Annotated in this window: 18 protein-coding genes; 14 read left to right on the forward strand and 4 right to left on the reverse strand. The window is 60.0% G+C overall.

Annotated elements, in window-relative coordinates; all coding sequences use genetic code 11:
* Window positions 1-5: 5 nt before the first annotated feature.
* The 3 genes from H7850_RS01815 to H7850_RS01825 are packed head-to-tail and all read left to right on the forward strand — an operon-like array spanning window position 6 to window position 2,427.
* Window positions 6-1,313 carry an electron transfer flavoprotein subunit alpha/FixB family protein gene (locus H7850_RS01815; RefSeq protein WP_227367682.1) on the forward strand — a complete coding sequence of 436 codons (1,308 nt, stop codon included), beginning with the start codon at window positions 6-8 and terminating at the stop codon, window positions 1,311-1,313.
* Window positions 1,303-2,136: an electron transfer flavoprotein subunit beta gene (locus tag H7850_RS01820; RefSeq protein ID WP_227367683.1), complete on the forward strand. Its 834-nt coding sequence runs from the start codon at window positions 1,303-1,305 to the stop codon at window positions 2,134-2,136. Before H7850_RS01815 ends, H7850_RS01820 begins: the two co-directional genes overlap by 11 nt.
* A 51-nt stretch (window positions 2,137-2,187) precedes the next feature.
* Window positions 2,188-2,427 carry a hypothetical protein gene (locus H7850_RS01825; RefSeq protein WP_227367684.1) on the forward strand — a complete coding sequence of 80 codons (240 nt, stop codon included), beginning with the start codon at window positions 2,188-2,190 and terminating at the stop codon, window positions 2,425-2,427.
* A 17-nt stretch (window positions 2,428-2,444) separates the two neighbouring features.
* Here H7850_RS01825 and H7850_RS01830 read toward each other — a convergent pair whose 3' ends face one another.
* Together H7850_RS01830 and H7850_RS01835 are read right to left on the reverse strand one after the other, a co-directional pair.
* Window positions 2,445-4,496, reverse strand: coding sequence for an FAD-dependent oxidoreductase (locus tag H7850_RS01830; protein WP_227367685.1), 2,052 nt, complete (start codon window positions 4,494-4,496; stop codon window positions 2,445-2,447).
* 220 nt (window positions 4,497-4,716) lie between these two features.
* The gene (locus tag H7850_RS01835) at window positions 4,717-6,000 is read right to left on the reverse strand and encodes an aromatic ring-hydroxylating oxygenase subunit alpha (RefSeq protein WP_227367686.1); all 1,284 of its coding nucleotides are present in this window, start codon (window positions 5,998-6,000) and stop codon (window positions 4,717-4,719) included.
* A 379-nt stretch (window positions 6,001-6,379) separates the two neighbouring features.
* Here H7850_RS01835 and H7850_RS01840 point away from each other — a divergent pair, with 379 nt between their 5' ends.
* Window positions 6,380-7,012, forward strand: a complete 633-nt coding sequence (locus tag H7850_RS01840; RefSeq protein WP_227367687.1) for a cell wall hydrolase — start codon at window positions 6,380-6,382, stop codon at window positions 7,010-7,012.
* 45 nt (window positions 7,013-7,057) lie between these two features.
* Here H7850_RS01840 and H7850_RS01845 read toward each other — a convergent pair whose 3' ends face one another.
* Entirely contained in the window at window positions 7,058-7,963 is a 906-nt protein-coding gene (locus H7850_RS01845) for a LysR substrate-binding domain-containing protein (RefSeq protein WP_227367688.1), read from the reverse strand.
* Between the two features lie 194 nt (window positions 7,964-8,157).
* On the opposite strand from H7850_RS01845, the gene H7850_RS01850 reads away from it, so the two are divergent.
* The 8 genes from H7850_RS01850 (at window position 8,158) to H7850_RS01885 (ending at window position 16,329) form a co-directional block, all read left to right on the forward strand.
* On the forward strand, window positions 8,158-9,627 hold the full coding sequence (locus tag H7850_RS01850) for a pyridoxal phosphate-dependent decarboxylase family protein (RefSeq protein WP_227367689.1): 1,470 nt from the start codon (window positions 8,158-8,160) through the stop codon (window positions 9,625-9,627).
* Window positions 9,628-9,661: 34 nt separating this feature from the next.
* Window positions 9,662-10,978, forward strand: a complete 1,317-nt coding sequence (gene hisD / locus H7850_RS01855; protein WP_227367690.1) for a histidinol dehydrogenase — start codon at window positions 9,662-9,664, stop codon at window positions 10,976-10,978.
* A gap of 13 nt (window positions 10,979-10,991) precedes the next feature.
* A complete protein-coding gene (locus tag H7850_RS01860) occupies window positions 10,992-12,182 on the forward strand; it encodes a DegT/DnrJ/EryC1/StrS family aminotransferase (protein WP_227367691.1) in 1,191 nt (396 codons plus the stop codon).
* A 96-nt stretch (window positions 12,183-12,278) separates the two neighbouring features.
* Complete coding sequence (locus H7850_RS01865) at window positions 12,279-13,016, forward strand: aspartate/glutamate racemase family protein (protein ID WP_227367692.1); 738 nt, start codon at window positions 12,279-12,281, stop codon at window positions 13,014-13,016.
* Window positions 13,017-13,207: 191 nt separating this feature from the next.
* The gene (locus H7850_RS01870; RefSeq protein WP_227367693.1) at window positions 13,208-14,086 is read left to right on the forward strand and encodes an amino acid ABC transporter substrate-binding protein; all 879 of its coding nucleotides are present in this window, start codon (window positions 13,208-13,210) and stop codon (window positions 14,084-14,086) included.
* A 144-nt stretch (window positions 14,087-14,230) separates the two neighbouring features.
* Window positions 14,231-14,947, forward strand: a complete 717-nt coding sequence (locus H7850_RS01875; RefSeq protein ID WP_227367694.1) for an amino acid ABC transporter permease — start codon at window positions 14,231-14,233, stop codon at window positions 14,945-14,947.
* The gene (locus H7850_RS01880; RefSeq protein ID WP_227367695.1) at window positions 14,948-15,604 is read left to right on the forward strand and encodes an amino acid ABC transporter permease; all 657 of its coding nucleotides are present in this window, start codon (window positions 14,948-14,950) and stop codon (window positions 15,602-15,604) included.
* Entirely contained in the window at window positions 15,601-16,329 is a 729-nt protein-coding gene (locus H7850_RS01885; RefSeq protein ID WP_227367696.1) for an amino acid ABC transporter ATP-binding protein, read from the forward strand. The genes H7850_RS01880 and H7850_RS01885 overlap by 4 nt, the downstream gene beginning before the upstream one ends.
* Window positions 16,330-16,416: 87 nt before the next feature.
* Here the strand turns inward: H7850_RS01885 and H7850_RS01890 are convergent, their stop codons facing one another.
* Window positions 16,417-17,295 carry an AEC family transporter gene (locus H7850_RS01890; RefSeq protein WP_227367697.1) on the reverse strand — a complete coding sequence of 293 codons (879 nt, stop codon included), beginning with the start codon at window positions 17,293-17,295 and terminating at the stop codon, window positions 16,417-16,419.
* A gap of 228 nt (window positions 17,296-17,523) precedes the next feature.
* Between H7850_RS01890 and H7850_RS01895 the strand changes: the two genes are divergently transcribed.
* Window positions 17,524-18,294: an ABC transporter ATP-binding protein gene (locus H7850_RS01895; RefSeq protein ID WP_227367698.1), complete on the forward strand. Its 771-nt coding sequence runs from the start codon at window positions 17,524-17,526 to the stop codon at window positions 18,292-18,294.
* Complete coding sequence (locus H7850_RS01900; RefSeq protein ID WP_227367699.1) at window positions 18,291-19,040, forward strand: ABC transporter ATP-binding protein; 750 nt, start codon at window positions 18,291-18,293, stop codon at window positions 19,038-19,040. The genes H7850_RS01895 and H7850_RS01900 overlap by 4 nt, the downstream gene beginning before the upstream one ends.
* Window positions 19,041-19,079: the final 39 nt, after the last annotated feature.

A 19,079-nucleotide genomic window follows, 5' to 3' on the forward strand; every position in this document is an offset into this window, starting at 1 on the left:
GCGTCATGAGCGATGATCTACGCCGCGATCCGCGCCAGGAGTGGATCGCCAGAAACCGGCTGCACCCTGACCACCAGCGGGTGCTGGCCGAGCTGGGGAAGGGGGCGGCGTCTGCCGAATGGCTGGGGCCCCAGGGGCTAATGCGCAAGAACCCCCACCGGGTGGGCTTCATTGGCCCCCATGGCCTCAAGCGTATCGATCGCAGCGGCGCCCAGCAGGCCGCCACGGCAAGCAACGCTCGGCAGCGCGGCGCGGCGGCGGATACGCGACAATCGATTGATATCGAGACGCCGGCCTTCCTGGTCGCCGTGGTTCCCGACATGAGCGGAGGGCGTCTATCATCCCAGGATCGCGATCTGCTGGGCCTGGCGCGCCAGTTGGCCGACGCCGATCCGGAGCGTCCCGGGGCGGTGTTGGCGGTGCTCTTCGGCGAGCACAAGGAAGACACCCTGGGCGAGGCCGGCATCGATCGTCTGCTGCATCTCGAAGGCGATAAATTTGCAGGCTATGCGCCGGAAGCGCGACTGGCGGCTTTGATGGCGGTGGAACGGCAATGGGCGCCGGGTCACTGGCTGCTGCCGGACTCCGCGCTGGGCGGTGCCGATCTGGGACGACGCTTGGCGGCACGTATCGGTGAGCGCCCGGCCACCGGCGTTTGGCAACTGAATGTGAATGAGAGTGCCGACACCGACAATGCGGGCAGCTCCCAAGGGTGGCAGTGTCTCGCTCGCGGCGCGGCGGGTACCCGCGATATTCAGCGGCCGCTACCGCGTGTGGTACTGGCGCTTGCCGAATGTGCCGAACCGGTCAGCGAAACGCGTCATGCGGCGCGCCCCGTCGAGCTTTCCCAAGCGCTGCCCGAGACGCTCGGTCGCATCAGGGATATGGGCGCGGTGGCCGTGGATCCTGCTGGCGTGGCCCTTGCCGAGGCTGAGTTCATCCTGTCCGCCGGCAATGGTGTCAAGGACTGGGAGGGCTACCACCGCGCCGCCGAGATGCTGCAGGCGACCAAGGGGGCGTCCCGGGTGGCGGTGGACGATGGCTTCATGCCGCGGGATCGCCAGGTAGGAGCGACGGGCACTTGGGTCACCGCACGGGTCTATGTGGCGGTGGGAATCAGTGGCGCCATCCAGCATCTGCAGGGCATACAGAGCTGCGACAAGGTCGTGGCGATCAATTTCGACGGCGGCTGCGACATGGTCAAGCGCGCCGATCTCGCCGTGCTGGGCGATTCGTCCCAGACCCTCGCCGCGCTGGTGGCGCTGGTCGAGCGGTATCGGCAACAGCAGCAGGAGTCCCGTGATGCCGCATGATGCGAACTCCCAGGCCAGCGCTCGGGAGCAACCACACACCGGCGAGCAGCCAAGCGTCGCGGTGCTCATCTCGATGGGCCGCCATCCGCTGACCGGACGGGCCCGACGCGCCGATCAAGATGCGCGCGCCGTGGAGATGGCATTATCCCTGAGCGATGCACAGCCCAGCTTGCTGCATGCGGGGCATTTTGATCACGACAGTGAGGCTGCCCTGCGCGCTTATCTGGGCATGGGATTCGACGCGCTTGAATTGATAGAGCAGGAGCCGGGGGCCGACGTGATTTCGGCACTGAGCGACAGGCTGCGCGAAGCCGCGCCGCAGCTAGTGCTGACCGGCGCTCGGGCGGAAACCGGTGAAGGTTCCGGTTTGCTGCCGTACCTGCTGGCCGACGCCCTGGGTTGGCCGATCGTGACCAGCCTGGCCTCGATAGAGTGTATCGAGCAGGGTGAGGCCACGCTGCTACAGGCACTGCCCCGTGGTCAGCGACGGCGCCTGCGGGTGCGCTTGCCGGCGATTGTCACGGTGGATAGCAGTGCGCCGGCCGCGCGCCAGAGCGCCTTTGGTCCGGCCCGACGTGGCGTTTTCGAGCGTGTGGCACATGCCAGTGTGCAGGACGCTGCTTTCGCCGAGTGGGACGTGCAGCCGGCGCGCAAACGGCCCAAACGCCTCAAGATCGTCAAGGCGACCTCGGCGCGCGACCGCTTCAAGGCCGCCGCGGCCAAGGCAGAGGGCGGTGGCGGTCAGGTACTGGCCGACGTGACGCCGGAACAGGGCGCCGAGGCGATCTTCAAGCTGTTACAGGAAGAAGGCGTGCTGCGCTGACGTGTTGCATACTGACACGCAGCTAAAATTACCAGCACAAGGTGATACGCCATGATGATTGCCGAACTGATCGATGATGATGACTTTCGAGCGCAGCTGGTAGGCTTGGGTGTTGCCATCCCTGCCGATGCAAGCCCAGAGGAATGCGCTCGCATAACCTTGCATCAGCACATCCAAGGCGGGGTGCCCGGCTTGCAGGCGCTGGTCGACGAGCTGATCAGCAAGACCGATATACTGCTGCCTGAGGTGCGTCAAGTCATCGAGCGTTTCTTGCTACCGGCACTTCGTTAAAGTCTCCAGGCACTTGGCTAAAGTCCCAGGGCCAGGCGCAACCCATCATAAACCGCCGCATGCACATTACGACTGGCGACCGCATCGCCGATGCGAAAGAGCTGGAAACGCCCCTGCGGGTTGGTGCGCTTGGCTTGTGGCGCATGGGCGATGAAAGCGTCGATATCCAGTTCACCGCCATTGCTCGATAAGGGTTTCAGCGCAAAATAGAGCTCATCCAGCGGGGCGGTGCCATGCTCGACGATGACTCGATCAACGCTTAGCGTTTGCAGCGTGTCGCTGCAGTAAGGGCTGGTCAGTGACGCTTGCAAGCCGTCAGGCGTAGATTCGACCCGACGCAGGATGCGGTTGAGATGAATCTCCGCCCCGCCACGATCAAACGCCTGGAAGTATGCAGGGAAGTTGGTGCCGCCGACTTCGATACCCAGGGTGCGCTCGGGGGTGGCGATATGGACATGAGCGCCATGCGTGATCAGATGCTCTGCGGCGGAAAGAGCGGGGTGGCCACCGTGATCGTCGAACACCAGAACCCGCTCGCCGGCGTGTATCGGGTCCGCCAGGGCGTCCCAGCTTGACTGTACCAGCGGCTCGCCGCTTTCCAACTGCGGATGTACCTGGGGCAAGCCGCCGGTGGCGAGGATCACCACGTCGGGTTCGAGCGCCAGGACGTCCTCGGCCTCGGCGTAGCAGTTGAACTGTAGCGTCGTGCCCAGGCGCTGGCATTCGGCGAGCCGCCATTCGGTGATGCCGAGCATTTCGCGACGCCGCTCGAGCAGGCTGGCGATGCGCACCTGACCGCCGGCCACGTCGTTGGCCTCGAGTAGGGTGACGCGATGGCCGCGCTCGGCGCTGGCGCGTGCCGCTTCGAGCCCTGCGGGGCCGGCGCCGACTACCACCACATGACGTGGCGCGTCGACGTCTCGGGCAATCACATGGGGCAGGCTTTCCTCGCGACCGGTGGCCGGATTATGGATGCAGTAGGCGGCACCGTTTTCGTAGATGCCGTCGATGCAGTAGCCGGCCCCCACGCAAGGGCGAATGCGTTCCTCCTCGCCGGATTCGATCAGTGCGGCGATATTCGGCTCGGCCATGTGGGCGCGAACCATCCCCACCAGATCGAGTAGGCCTTCGCGAATGGCATAGCGCGCCGTGGCCACGTCATTGATGCGTGAAGCATGCAATACCGGAAGTCCGGTGGCGCGCTTCACCTCCCCGACGAACGCCAGATGCGGCGCGGTGGCGGCGCCCATGTTGGGGATCACCTCGGCCAATCCCGCATCAGAGTCGATGTGGCCACGAATCACGTTGAGGAAATCGATGGCCCCGCCTTGCTCGAGCAACCGGCAGACCTCCAGCCCCTCGTCGCGTCCTAGACCATGGGGCAACAGCTCATCGACCACCAGGCGGATGCCGACGAGGAACTCGGGGCCGACCGCGGCGCGCACGGCGTCGATGACCATCAGCGGGAAGCGCAGGCGGTTGGTAAGCTCGCCGCCCCAGGCGTCGTCGCGACGATTGGTCCAGGGCGACAGGAAACCGTCGAAGAAATGGCCGTAGGCCTCGATCTCGATGCCGTCGAGCCCGGCGGCTTGGCAGCGCGCGGCGCCGTCGGCGTAGGCTTTGGCGATACGCTCAAGGTCGTGTTTCTCTGCGACCTTGGGAAAGGCACGATGGGCGGGCTCGCGCAGCCCCGAAGCGGCAATCACCGGCAGCCAGTCGCCGGCGTTGTAGCGGGTGCGCCGGCCCAAGTGCGTGACCTGGCACATGATCGCGCAATCGTAGTGGTGTACGGCGTCGGCGAGCTCACTGAGCCAGGGAACGATTTCGTCCTTGTACAGCAGCAGGTTGCCGAAAGCAGGTGGGCTGTCCGGCGCGACCACTGCGCTGCCGCCGACCATGGTCATTGCCATGCCGCCCCGGGCCTTGGCCTCATGGTAAAGACGATAGCGCCCCTTGGGCATGCCGTCTTCGGAGTAAGCCGGTTCGTGAGCGGCGCTGACGATGCGGTTCTTGAGGGTCAGATTGCCAAGGGAAAAGGGCTGCAGCAGCGGATCGCGAGAGGCGCTCATCGGGGGACTCCAGGCAAGAATAGCGCAAGTTTCTCGGGGCTAATCCGTTGATAGGCCGTATCGGAGGCGCTGTGAACCCTTCCTTGGGCGCTACTTTTGCCATCTGACCGCCATGGATGGCGGAAATGCCGGAATTGTATGGAACATTTTCCAGCCATGGCAAAAGACCTCCTCCTCGGCCTATCTCCGGCGCCCCTTGTTGTGTCCAGTTGCGCTTGAGCTAGCCTCTGGCCAGGCGCAGCGAAGGCGCTTCGTCATCAAGATTTTCCAGCATGCGCTCGCTGTACCAGTCAACGAAATCGATCACACCGAACTCGAAGCTCTTGGAGTAGGGGCCGGGCTGATAGGCCACGGAGTTGATGCCGCGCTGATTGTCCTCGGTGATACGCCGATCCTGCAGATTGGTGGCATCCCATACCTTGCGCATCTCTACCGGGTCATAATCGATGCCTTCCACCGCATCCTTGTGTACCAGCCATTTAGTAGTCACCAGGGTCTGCTGCGGGCCCAGTGGCAGGATGCGGAACACAACGCCGTGATCCGCCATGAAGTGGTTCCAGGAGTTGGGCAGATGCAGAATGCGCAGCGCCCCCATTTCCGAATCCGTCATGTCCCCCATCAGCTTCTTGCAAGCCGGTTGGCCGTCCAGGGTCATGGAGCTGGTGCCATCCTTCAGCGGGGTGCGGGTCAGACGATTCTGACGGCCGAAAAACTGCAGCTGCCAGGCCGCGGCCAGCTTATCCCACTTGTCACGCATGCGGGCAACCTGGGCCTTGTAGGCCGGCGTAGCGCGCACGTCTTCCGTATCATCAAACTCTAGCAGCGAGTTCATCAGTTCCGGGTGAGAGCCGTTGCAGTGATAGCACTCGCGATTGTTCTCGACCACCAGCTTCCAGTTGGCCTCCTCGACGATGTGAGACTCCGCCGCTACCTTGACGTTGTCCATGTGGTGAGGCGCTAAATAATGCTCGAGCTGGGCCAGGAACTCGCTGTTGTCCGCAGGTTCCTCGGCCAGACTGACGAAGATATAACCACCCGCGGTTGCTACATGAATGGGCTTTAGGCTGTAGTCGGCCGGATCGAATGCCTCGCCCATGTCGCCGGCGAACAGCAGGCGGCCATCCAGCTCGTAGGTCCACTGATGATAGGGACAAACCAGCTTGGCGACCTTGCCTTTTTCCGTGGCGCACAGTCGTGACCCACGATGGCGGCAGACGTTGTGGAAGCCGTGCACTGCGCCGTCGTTGCCACGCACGATGATGATAGGGTTATCGCCGATCTGCAGGGTCATGAAGTTGCCCTTGGTGGGGACTTCACAGGTCATGCCCGCGAACAGCCACTCCTTCTCGAAGATTTCCTGCATGTCCAGGGCATAGAGCCGGGCATCGTTGTAGAAAGGCTGGGGAAGCGAGAACTTGGGTGTGCGGTTGCTCAGTAGTTCAGCAGCCACATCTCGGGTCTCGGCCAGAGCATCGTTGATTTCTGCGCGGGCGATCAGGGTCATGTCGGTAGTCCTCGTGCTTCGCCTATCGTTGTTATCCTATATCCGGTATAGGCACCGGATTTGCGCTGAGTGTGGAGGATGTTCCGATTGGGGAATTATCTACTGGCGACCTCCGATGATACGTCGACGACGCCGATGAAAAAGAACACTTTCTCCTGGGTTGGCCGGTCAGGTTGATGTCGCAGGGAGATAAGTGCTTTTAGTGGTCTTATAAATCACCTTATGCCGCGAAAGAGGATATTATCCTCATCATTGCGGTGGCCCATCGGAAACAAGATTGCTGGGTTGATCAAGGCAAAGCAGGGGGATCCACTCCTTCAGCCACCGGCAACAATAATCGTGGTTAGTGAACGTACATCACTTAATAGGGGTGATCCCAATGATCATGCGCTACTGCCAGAAATGGATGGTTTTCTGTCTTGCCATATTGCTCCTTTCTAGCCAGGTGTTTGCGGTGGATCGGGTTCAAAGAGCAGAAGTCGCCAAGGAAAAGGCGGAGGCTTTGGAGCAGGCGGTTGCGACGGAAGGCAGTGACGTAAACCCTCCTGATTCCTTGATCATTACCAAGCCAGGCGTACAGGCGGTCGATCCGACCGGGCGGGCCCCCTTGGATGATGCGATTACCTGCCTTGCCCGCTCTATCTACTGGGAGGCCCGCGGCGAAAGTGTTGAAGCTATGGAGGCCGTTGCCGATGTGGTGATCAATCGTCTGGCGCATGAAGGTTTCCCCGATACGGTATGCGAGGTGGTCAGGCAGGGCGGGGAGCAGGGGAGCTGCCAGTTCTCCTGGTGGTGCGATGGCCGTATGGATCATGCGGAGAATGAGCAGGCCTATGCCACCGCCAAGGAAATCTCGCGCCGAGCCCTCAATGGGCAGCTCGAGGATCGAATCGATGGCGCCTTGTATTTTCATCATCGGCAAATATCGCCAGGCTGGGGCAGGAACTTCATCAAGACGAACCAGATTGACGATCTTGTCTTCTATAAGCTGCGTGATGGCGTAGCGCCCTGAGGCTGGTCCACGATGGATTGCGGCACTAGCCTGTTCTGAGCGTGATCAGACCGCGGGCGGCGTCTCCTGCATCAGTGCCCATAAGCGTTCGGTGGCATCAAAGCTGGGTGTCACATGGCGATAGCAAGCAACCGCCAGCAATGGGCCGCCGAGTTCATCCAGCAATGAAACAAGTTTGCCGGATTCCAGCTCTGCCTCGATCAAGCCATGCGGCAACCACCCGATTCCCAATCCCGACAAGGCCAATTCCTTGATGCCGATGGTAAATGCTGTCTCGCAGACGAGTTCGGTATCGAAGCGGCGTTGAAGATCGAACATGAAGGGTGTTGCCAACACATTCCCCAGGAAGCTGTCGCGGTCATAGCCAATAAGAGGCAAGACGCTATCTGGATGCGGTGCATGAAGTGGTCGACCAGAATGGTCGGCAGCGCTGACGGGAATTAATTGCTCCTGGCCTAGCTGCAATCGCTCGATATCATGGCGCTCTGTCAGCAGAGGAGCGCCATGCAGTTCGCTGCACAGCATTAGATCCGCATCGCCACGCTCGAAGTCGTTGATGCAGTCGTCCCGATTGGAAGAGCGCACCTGTAAGCGTGCATTTGGGGCGTGACGGCGAAAATGGCGCAGCAGCCGTGGTAAATAGCTGACCGTGAGTGTGTGCTGCGTGGTCAACACTGCGCGACGGCCATGGAGTGCTTCAGCCCGCATGCGGCTGCGCAGCGCATAAAGCCGGGCCAGCCAGTCCCGCAGATGTGGTTCGTGGAGGCGGCCCTGAGAGGTTAGCGTCAGGCGAATCGCCTGCCGATCGATCAGGTCGACGCCCAGCCAGTCTTCAAGTTGCCGAATGCGCCGCGAAAAGGCCGGCTGGGTCACATGGCGCCGTTCGGCGGCCTGGGAAAACGTCCCCGCCTCGATCAGCACCAAAAAATCCTCTATCCATTCGATTTTCATTTTTTCTATCCTGCCTTTGTTGTTTTTCTAGTGTAATCGACTAGCTATGCAAAAAAGTAACCAATGCCGAGTTTCTTGGCATTGGTGTGCACATACAAGAAACCACTATGCTGGTTTTCAACCAGCCGTCGAATGCAGAAGGCGGCCATGAGAAAGATGGTGTTTCAACCCCGATCCTTTGAAGGAATATCCTAATGATTTCCTCACAACCCCCTGAAGACCCGTCTCTTGATCCCAGCGACTGGCGTGAATTTCGAACACTTGCCCACAAGATGCTGGATGCCGCGGTCGATAAGATGGAGGTCGCCCGCCAAGGCCGCGTCTGGAATGAAGTGCCGCCAGAAATGAAGCTGTCGCTTCAAGCTGAACTGCCGACCAATGGTCAAGGGTTAGCAGCTACCCAGCAGCAGATCGAAGCGCTGCTGCCTTACGGCATCGGCAACACCCATCCGCGTTTCTTTGGCTGGGTGCATGGGTCTGGCACGCCAGGAAACCTGATCGCCGAGATCGCGGTGGCGGCGATGAATGCCAATCTGGGTGGTCGAGACCACGGCGCGATGTATGTAGAAAAACAAGTGGTGAAATGGTGCCGGGAATTGTTCGAGTTCCCCGAGACCGCTAGCGGCTTGATCGTGTCCGGTACATCGATTGCGACCGTGATTGCCTTGAAAGTGGCAAGGGACCGGTGTCTTGACTTTGCCAGTCGCACAGATGGAGTCGGCGGCGCACCGCTGGTCGGCTACACGTCGACACAGACTCATTCCTGCGTTGCACGTGCCTTCGATATCCTGGGGCTCGGCGCTGACGCCCTGCGCAAGATCCCGGTCGACGATCGTTTCCAGATCGATATGGACGCGCTTGAAACCGCGATCGCTAAAGATCGCGCAGAAGGGCGCAGGCCCTTTGCCATCATCGGCACTGCTGGAGCGGTCAATGTCGGCGCGATCGATGACCTGGAAGCCATTGCAGACCTCGCGGCCCAGGAAGGCCTATGGTTTCATGTTGACGGTGCGTTCGGCGCCAGCGGCGTCCTCAGTGATCGGCTTCGCCCGCGCCTGTCCGGATTGAAACGAGCCGACTCACTGGCGTTCGATTTTCACAAGTGGCTGCATGTCAACTACGACGCCGGCTTCGTCCTTGTACGGTCCGAAGACGCGCACCGCCGAACATTTTCCGATCGCCCCGACTACCTCAAGGGGGCTAGCCGGGGCCTTGCCGCCGGCAACCCTTGGCCGGTGGAGTACGGGCCCGAACTATCCCGCGGCTTTCGAGCCCTCAAGATTTGGGCCCAACTCAATGAACATGGCACCGACAAACTGGGTCAGCTGATCACGCGCAACTGCGAACAGGCGGCTTATCTGGCAGAACAAGTCGCGACTCAGCCGAATATGGAAGTGTTGGCGCCGGTCGCGATGAATATCTGCTGCTTTCGCTATGTTCACCCCGAGTTGACCCCACCCGCGTTGAATCGCCTGAATGAAGAGATCGTCATTCAGTTGCAACTCCAGGGCATCGCTGCACCCTCGACCACAATCATTCATGACAACACCGCGATCAGGGTCAACATCACGAACCACCGCACAAGATTTGAGGATCTCGACCTGTTGGTAAGGGAGGTCGGCAGGATCGGAGCAATGCTGGCCGCCGAGGCGGGTCAATTATAATTTTCATGGATAGCCTACGAGAAAGGTGAAAACAGTGACAATACGACATCTGAAATCCGCAGCCGCATCCGGTGGTGTTGAAGCAGAAGATCAGCGCGTCACCGAGGCGGTACAAGCGATGCTCGATGATATTCGTCAACGCGGTGAGAGCGCGGTGCGCGAATATGCGCAGAAATTCGATAGCTGGACGGGCGACTTCGTGCTCAGCGACGAGAAGCGCCAGGCCTTGATTGCCCAGGTCTCGCAAACGGTCAAGGACGATATCGATTTCGCTCACCGCCAGATACGCCGTTTTGCCGAGGCTCAGCGCGATAGCCTGCAGGGGTTCGAGATCGAAACCGAGCCTGGCGTCATCCTGGGCCAGCGCATACTGCCGGTGCAGTGCGCCGGGTGTTATATCCCCGGCGGGCGCTATGCGCATGCCGCTTCGGCGCTGATGAGTGTGGCCACCGCCAAGGCCGCCGGCGTGCCCTTTGTAGTGGCCTGTTCGCCGCCGCGTGGCGACAGTATCGATCCCGCGGTGTGCTATGCGCTCGACGTGGCCGGCGCCGACATGATCCTTGAAATGGGCGGCGTACACGCCATGGCCAGCATGGCCTTCGGGCTATTCACCGGCCGCGAGGCGGATATCCTGGTAGGCCCGGGCAATGCCTATGTGGCCGAGGCCAAGCGTCTGCTGTTTGGTCAGGTAGGCATCGATGTATTCGCCGGACCCACGGAGTCGGCGATCATCGCCGACGACAGCGCCGACCCCATGACCATCGCGGTCGATCTGGTCTCCCAGGCCGAACATGGCCCGAACTCCCCAGTATGGTTGTTCACCAGCTCCGAGCGCGTGGGTCGTGCGGTGATCGAGCTGTTGCCCAAGGTCGCCGACGACATGCCCAATGCGGATGTGGTTAATGCCGCCTGGCAGGATTACGGCGAAGTCATCCTCTGCGACAGTCGCGAGGAGGTCGTCGAAGTCAGCGATCACTACGCCTGCGAGCACTTGCAGGTGTTCTGTGACGACCTTCAGTGGTGGAAGCAGAACCTGAGCAACTATGGCTCATTGTTCCTCGGCGAAGGCAGCACCGTGACCCACGGCGACAAGTGCTCCGGCACCAATCACATCCTGCCGACCAAGCGGGCCGGGCGGTATAGCGGGGGCCTCAATGTCCACAAGTTCATGAAGGTGCTGACCACCCAGCAGTTGAGCGAAGAGGCCAACCGGACCTTCAGCGCCGCCGGTTCACGCATCTCGCGTACCGAAGGTATGGAAGGTCATGCCCGCGCTTGTGACTGGCGGCTGCGCAAGTACTTCCCCGAGCAAACCTGGGACTTCCCGGTTCACGACCAGCAGCGCTACTAGCGAGGGGGCGGCCATGCAAATCTTTTCAAAATCCTTCACCCAGCAGGAGCCCTTGCCTGAGGCGGCTATCGAAGCGGCGGTCGCGGTCATGCGCAGCGGGCGCCTGCATCGCTACAATCTGACGGAGGGTGAACGCGGCGAAACGGCCCTATTGGAGCAGGAGTTCGCCGACAGTCTTGGCGTGGCCTATTGCCTGGCTTGTGCATCGGGTGGCTACGCGTTGCAAATCGCCTTGCGCGCTGCCGGTCTCCAGCCCGGCGACAAGGTGTTGTGCAACGCCTTCACCCTGTCGCCGGTACCGGGCAGCATCCATGGCGCCGGTGGGATCGCGGTGCTGGTCGATATAAGGGATGACACTACGGTCGACATCGACGATCTGCGTCGGGCAGCCATAGAGAGTGAGGCACGCTTCTTCCTGCTTTCTCATATGCGCGGTCATATCGGCGATATGCAGGCCATCGTCAAGGCCTGCGACGATCTGGGTCTTACCCTCCTCGAAGACTGTGCTCATACCATGGGTGCCGCCTGGGAAGGGCAACCAAGCGGTACCTTCGGCAAGATCGGTTGTTTCAGCACTCAGACCTACAAGCACCTCAATTCCGGCGAAGGTGGTTTGTTGACCACGGATGACCCTGAAATCATGCGTCGCGCGATCATTCTCTCCGGCTCTTACATGCTTTTCGATCGCCACCTGGCGGCCCCACCCGCCGACAGCTTCGGGGACGTGCGTCTGCAGACCGCCAATTGCAGTGGTCGCATGGACAATCTGCGTGCCGCTGTCCTGCGGCCACAGCTGGCGGAGCTCGCTGATCGAAGGGAGCGCTGGAACCGGCGCTACCGTGTTCTGGAAGAAGGTTTGGGTCATGAGGAATCCATTGCCTTGATCCCAAGACCGCTGGAAGAAGACTTCGTCGGCAGTTCCATTCAGTTCCGGCTGCCCGAGCTGTCGCGGGACCGGATCGAAACCTTCATCGCAGGCTGCGAACGACGCGGCATCCCGCTCAAGTGGTATGGCCGCGACGAGCCCGAAGATTACACTAGTCGCTATGACAGCTGGCGCTACCTGGGGAGTACGCGCCCGGTACCCAATACGGAAAAGGTGCTGGCCACACTTTTTGATTTACGCATTCCGCTAACCTTCGATGAGGAAGATTGTAAGGCAATCGCGCAGCTCATCGGTGAAGCACTGCAAGAAAGCGGATGAACCAGTCACGTCCAGCATGGATGTCGTCAATTCACTATTCATGCTTTCCGAAAAGGATGTAAAACAATGTTCAAAAAACGCTGATGGCTTCATCAAATGACTGACTCTCACGTTTCAAGGCCTACGAACCAAACGCATCCGATGGTCGGCGTGATCGGTGGCATGGGGCCTGACGCCACCGTCGAGTTCATGCAACGTGTCATCAATGCCACCCCCGCGCAGGACGATGCAGATCATATCCACCTGTTGGTCGACAACAATCCCAAGGTGCCGTCTCGGATCAAGGCATTGATCGAAGGCAATGGCGAAGACCCCGGTCCCACGATTGCCGCTATGGCGCAAAGGCTCGAAGACGCCGGGGCCCACTTTCTAGTGATGCCCTGCAATACGGCACACTATTATTGGGAACATGCCGAACGCGCCGTCGCCATTCCGGTCTGGAACATGATTTGGCTGACCTTGAATGCGGTTCACGCAGCGGTGCCAGACGCCAGGATAGGTATGCTGGCCTCTCCGGCGTTGCGAAAGATCGGTCTTTATGAGCGCTATGCCGATGACTTGGAGCTCACCCTAGTCTATCCGGGGGATGAGGATGCGCTGCTCGAGGTCATTCGCGCCGTCAAGCGCGGTGAAAAACGCCATGCGGATACTCTGAATGCGTTCAACCGCGCTGCTGAGGATCTGAGTAGACAAGGCGCCGATGTGCTTGTCCTGGCCTGTACCGAGTTGTCGGTCATTCAGGAAAGTCTGAATACAGCAGTCCCCGTCTACGATTCCTTGCAGGTTCTGGCGGAAGAGGTGGTGAGGGCCGTCGAAGGGGTGAAAGCAGAGTGATCTGCGTCGACCATGCAATAAACCAATCACGCTTGAGTCTCTTGGCATGAGCCACATTGGTCGGCACGTACTAAGATGAATAAGGTCGCCAGTGGCAGACGGTTGTTAGCCTGCGAACGGGCCTTTGAACAAGAACGATAGAACATCCAACAATAACCGACTGCCTGCTCAACCGAGCAAGGGGATGAAAAATGAAAATAAGACATCTCGGAACATTGCTGACCGCCGCCGCGATCGGCCTTTCGACCATCGGCACCGCTGGCGCCCAGGAGGTGGGCCCCACGCTCAGCAAGATCAAGGAAAGCGGTGTCATCACGATCGGCCACCGCGAGACCTCGGTTCCGTTCTCCTACATCGGCGATGACCAACAGCCGATCGGCTATACGATAGACCTCTGCATGCAGATCGTGGACGAGATCGAGAGCGAAATCGGTGTCGACGAGTTGAACATCAGGTGGGTGCCGGTGACACCCCAGACTCGCATACCGCTGATGGCCAACGGCACGCTCAATCTGGAATGCGGATCGACCACCAATAACCTGACCCGCCAGCAGCAGGTAGATTACGCCGCTATCACCTATATCACCGGCACAAAGCTGCTGACCAAGAAGGGTAGCGGCATCGCCACGGTGGAGGACCTGGCAGGCAAGCCCATCGCGCTGGCTCAGGGCACCACCAATGAGCGCGTGGTCAAGACAGCCATCGAGGAGCTTGGCATTCAGGACGTCAACGTCGTGTCCGTGAGGGATCATGCGGAAGGGTTCCTGGCGTTGCAGACCGACCGTGTAGACGCCTATTCGACCGATGACATCCTGCTCTACGGGCTGATCGCGAAGGCGAGGAATCCCGACGCCTACGAGGTGGTGGGCGATTTCCTCTCCTACGATCCCTACGCCATCATGCTCCCGCAGAACGACAGCAAGTTCCGTCTGGTGGTCAACCGCCGGCTGGCCGAGCTGTTCCGCACCGGTGAGATCGAGAAGATCTACAACGAGTGGTTCGAGCCTTTGGGCGTGCCCATGTCCGACCTCCTGCGCGCCAACTTCAGGATCCACGCCTTGCCGAAGTAAGAAATCCTTTCAATACAGCCTTTTGAGTTGCTTGAAGCAGATCTGTGAGCACTCAGCAAGGTGAAGGCATAGCGAATGTCGTCATGGCTTTTGGGGTCGCTTGTGTGACCCCGGTCATGTCGGGGCGCTGATTGAGGAATACTTATGGATTACAACTGGAATTGGGCGGTCCTGTTTCAGGAGCCCTACCTGGGCTGGCTTCTCTCCGGCTTGCAGTGGACCCTGCTGGTAGCGATCGCCGCCTGGATCATAGCCTTCGTGGTGGGCTCCTTGATCGGCATTCTGCGCACGGTGCCCAACCGGCTAATACGCACCCTGGCGGCAGCCTATGTCGAGTTGTTCCGCAACATCCCGCTGCTGGTGCAACTGTTCGTGTGGTACTTCGTCGTGCCCGAGCTGCTGCCCGAAGACCTGGGCCTCTGGGTCAAGCGCGATATGCCCAATCCCGAATACGTGACGGCCGTCGTTGCGCTGGGCGCCTATACAGCGGCTCGCGTGGCCGAACAGGTCCGCTCGGGTATCCAGACCATCGGAAAGGATCTGGTGAACGCAGGTCTCGCAATCGGACTCACACCCCTTCAGACCTATCTGTACATCAGGCTTCCGATCTCCTATCGGATCATCGTGCCGCCGCTGACCTCTGAATTCCTGACGATCTTCAAGAATTCATCACTGGCGTTGACCATTGGCGTGCTGGAACTGACCGCCCAGGCGCGGCAGATCGAGAACTACACCTTCCAGGGCTTCGAGGCGTTCACCGCCGCGACGGTGCTTTATCTGGTCATCACGCTTCTGGTGGTGCTGCTGATGCGCCTGATTGATCAGAAGACGCGTATCCCGGGCTCGGTGGGGGGAAGCTAGATGGGTGATTTTGATTTTCAGGTCATTATTGAATCGCTTCCGTTCCTGTTTGACGGGCTGCTCATCAGCTTTCAGTTGACCTTTCTGGCACTAGTGGCGGGACTTGCCTGGGGAACTATTTTGGCGGTGATGCGAATCTGGGGGCCGGCGCCTCTACGCTGGTTCAGCGCCATCTACGTCAACGTCTTCCGTTCGATTCCGCTCATCCTGGTCATCTTCTGGTTCTACTTCCTGGTGCCACTGTTGATCGGCCGCCCGGTGGGCAACTTCACCAGCGCACTGATCGCCTTCTCACTGTTCGAGGCGGCCTATTATGCTGAGATCATGCGTGCCGGACTCAATTCGGTCTCGCGTGGACAGGTTTATGCCGGCCTGGCAATCGGGCTGTCGCCGCGCCAGAACCTCCAGTACGTGATCCTTCCCCAGGCGTTCCGAAACATGATCCCGGTCCTGCTGACCCAGGCGATCATACTGTTCCAGGACACTTCCCTGGTTTACGTGGTGGCCCTGAGTGATTTCATGACCTCGGCCAGTGTGGTGGCCAAAGTGGAAGGGCGGCTGGCAGAGATGTACCTCTTCGCGGCGCTGGTTTATTTCGTCATCTGCTTCTCTGGCTCCCTGCTGGTGAAGTACCTGCAGAAAAAGAAGGTCGCATGATAAAAATTGACAATATCGACAAGTGGTACGACGACTTCCACGTCCTGAAAGGCTGTTCGCTCGAGGTCGAACGTGGCGAGGTGATCGTCATCTGCGGTCCGTCCGGCTCGGGCAAGAGTACGCTGATCAAGTGCGTCAATGCGCTGGAACCGGTCGACAGCGGACGCATCGTGGTCGAAGAGACCGACGTGACCGCCAAGGGCACCAAGCTGCCCTTGGTGCGCGCGCGTATCGGCATGGTGTTTCAGCATTTCGAGCTGTTCCCGCACAAGACGGTGATCGAGAATCTGATGATGGGCCAGATCAAGGTGCTGAAACGCTCGCGCGAAGCCGCGCGCGAAAAGGCGGAGAGCCTGCTGGCGCGGGTCGGCTTGGCCGATCAGGCACAGAAGTATCCCTCTGCCTTGTCCGGCGGACAGCAACAGCGGGTGGCGATCGCCCGGGCTTTGGCCATGGACCCCATCGCCATGTGTTTCGACGAGCCGACCTCGGCGCTCGATCCGGAGATGATCAGCGAGGTGCTGGACGTCATGGTCGAGCTGGCCAAGGAAGGTATGACGATGATGGTGGTCACCCACGAAATGGGCTTCGCTCGTAGGGTGGCGCGCCGAGTGGTCTTTATGGACCAGGGGGAGGTGCAGGAGATCGCGGCAACCGAAACCTTCTTCAAGAATCCCGAGACTGACCGCGCCAAGGAGTTTCTGTCGAAGATCCTGGCGCACTAGTACTACACAATAAACTATGTTGCATGTGCTTGGTATGAAAGTGACTCCATGGTGAAGGTGGTGAGCACCGTCGAAGGCTGAAGCCACTCACATCATGATCGCCAGCAACACCGGCAAATAAATGAACGACAGTAGCGTCGAGCAGAACACCAGTCCGGCGACGTATTCCGGTTCACGGCGGGCGCGTTGGGCGAACAGGTAGTTGTAGACCGCCACCGGCATGCTCATCTGCAGGATCAGTACACTTTGCGCCAAAGGCGGCAGGCCCAGCAGTTGAGCGACTGCAAAAGTGATCAAGGCGGCGGCGGGAATACGCAGCAAGCTGAATCCTAGCCCCGATGTCAGGCTTTTGACCTGAATGCTGGCCAGAGAGACCCCCAGGGTGATCAGCATCAGCGGTACGCAGAAACCCGAAATCAGATCGACGGTATTGGCCGCCCAGCGGGGCAAGGAAGAGTCGGTGAGCAACAATCCCAGCGCGATCAGGATGGCGTAAATAGTGGGGGTGCGAAGTAACGTGCGTAGTGGACGGCCACCCCGATTGGCCAGCATCGCACCGAAGGTAAATTGAATCAGAGCGACCGACACCGTCACCGTGATCGCATAGGCAAAGCCGGCATTACCAAAAGCGTAAAGCGTGACCGGCAGCCCCATGTTGCCGGTATTGGGATACATGGTGGGCGAGATGATCACCCTCCAGTCCTTGCGCAGCGCCTTGGCCATCAACAGACTGACGCCGGCCATAATCCCCATCACGGTCAATGCGCCAAGCAAGGTTTGCCCGAAGCTTTGAGCATCGATCTCTGCATTGCCCAGGGCGGCGAGTATCAGCGCAGGAGTGCCGATATTGAATACCAGCTTGGTCACGAATTCGACCGGGTAATCATAGCCCAGACGTATCCAGCAAAAGCCGAGTCCCGCGCCGAAGAATACCGGTGCCATGACGGCAAACAGCTCGGCGAGCATGAGCGATCCTTATATGGTGAGTGCGGTCCAGCAGTCCTTCTTATTCTGCTTATATATCCATCATTGGTCGAGTTTCAGCGAGCAGTAGTTGAAGCCAGGCGTCGGCTGCTCTAGCTTACGTTAACGTAAAATACTGCCTCGCAGCGCCGCCAAGGACAATTCCCGATACCTGCGAGGGGCGACAACAACAACAAAACGACCGCTCCGCGGTCGCTAGAGGACTGCCCCATGCCCCGGGAGTTCATACTCGAAACTCAAGGACTGACCAAGACGTTTCGCGGGTTCACCGCGGTCGATCGAGTCAATCTGCAGGTCACCGAAGGGCACATTCATGCTCTGATCGGCCCTAATGGGGCCGGCAAGACCACCGTCTTCAATCTGCTGACCAAGTTTCTTCCTCCCAGCCACGGCGAGATTCTCTACCGGGGCAAACCGATCACCAACATGAAGGCCAACCAGATTGCCCGCCTCGGGTTGGTGCGTTCGTTCCAGATATCCGCGGTATTCGCCCACATGACGGTACTGGAAAACGTGCGTGTTGCTCTGCAGCGCAAGCTGGGCACTTCGTTTCATTTCTGGAAGTCCGAGCGCAGCCTGACCTCTCTCGACGAGCGGGCCAGGGAATTGCTAACCCAGGTCGGGTTGGAAAAGGATGCCGATAGCCTTACGGTGGAACTGCCTTACGGGCGCAAGCGGGCCCTGGAACTGGCCACCACCCTGGCATTGGAACCGACGATCATGCTGCTCGACGAGCCCACCCAGGGCATGGGGGCGGAAGATGTCGATCGGGTCGTGGCGCTGATTCGCGACGCCGCCAAGGGCCGTACCGTATTGATGGTCGAGCACAATCTCAGCGTGGTCAGTCGCTTGTGCGATCGCATCACCGTGCTGGCTCGGGGGGCGGTGCTGGCGGAAGGCGACTACGCCAGCGTATCCACCGACCCTCAGGTACGTGAGGCCTACATGGGCAGTGAATCGGCGGTGGAGGAGAGCACATGACCACGACACTGGAACAGACCCGGATTGCCAGCAACGCAAGCGATGCCTCGGAACAGCTTAAGGTCAGCGACCTGCATGCCTTTTATGGCGAGTCGCACATTCTGCACGGCGTCGATTTCGAGGTGCGTAAAGGCGAGCTGGTGACCTTGCTGGGGCGTAACGGTGCCGGGCGCACCACGACCCTGCGGGCGATCATGAACATGGTCGACCGACGCTCCGGCTCGATCGTCATCGACGGGCGTGAAACCCTGAATACGCCGCCGCATCATATCGCGCGCCTGGGGGTCGGATACTGCCCCGAAGAGCGTGGCATCTTCGCTAGCCTCAATGTCGAGGAGAACCTGTTGCTGCCGCCGACGGTACGCTCCGGCGGCATGAGCCTCGACGACATCTATGCCATGTTCCCGAATCTCTACGAACGTCGCCATAGTCCAGGCACCCGTCTGTCCGGCGGTGAACAACAGATGCTGGCCATGGCGCGCATCCTGCGTACTGGTGCCGATCTGCTGCTGCTCGACGAGATCACCGAAGGGCTGGCACCGGTCATCGTTCAGGCCTTGGGCGAGGTGCTGGTCAAGCTCAAGACGCGGGGCATGACAGTGGTACTGGTGGAACAGAATTTCCGCTTCGCCGCGCCGCTGGCCGATCGTCACTACGTCATGGAGCACGGCCGCATCATCGAAGAGATCAGCGCCGCCGAGTTGCCTGAGCGTCGCGAACGCCTGCACGCCGTGCTCGGCGTCTGACCCGGTTTCATCATCATTGAATCAACAACAACAAGCCGC

The sequence above is a fragment of the Halomonas sp. M20 genome (assembly GCF_020622265.1).
Taxonomy (GTDB): Bacteria; Pseudomonadota; Gammaproteobacteria; order Pseudomonadales; family Halomonadaceae; genus Modicisalibacter.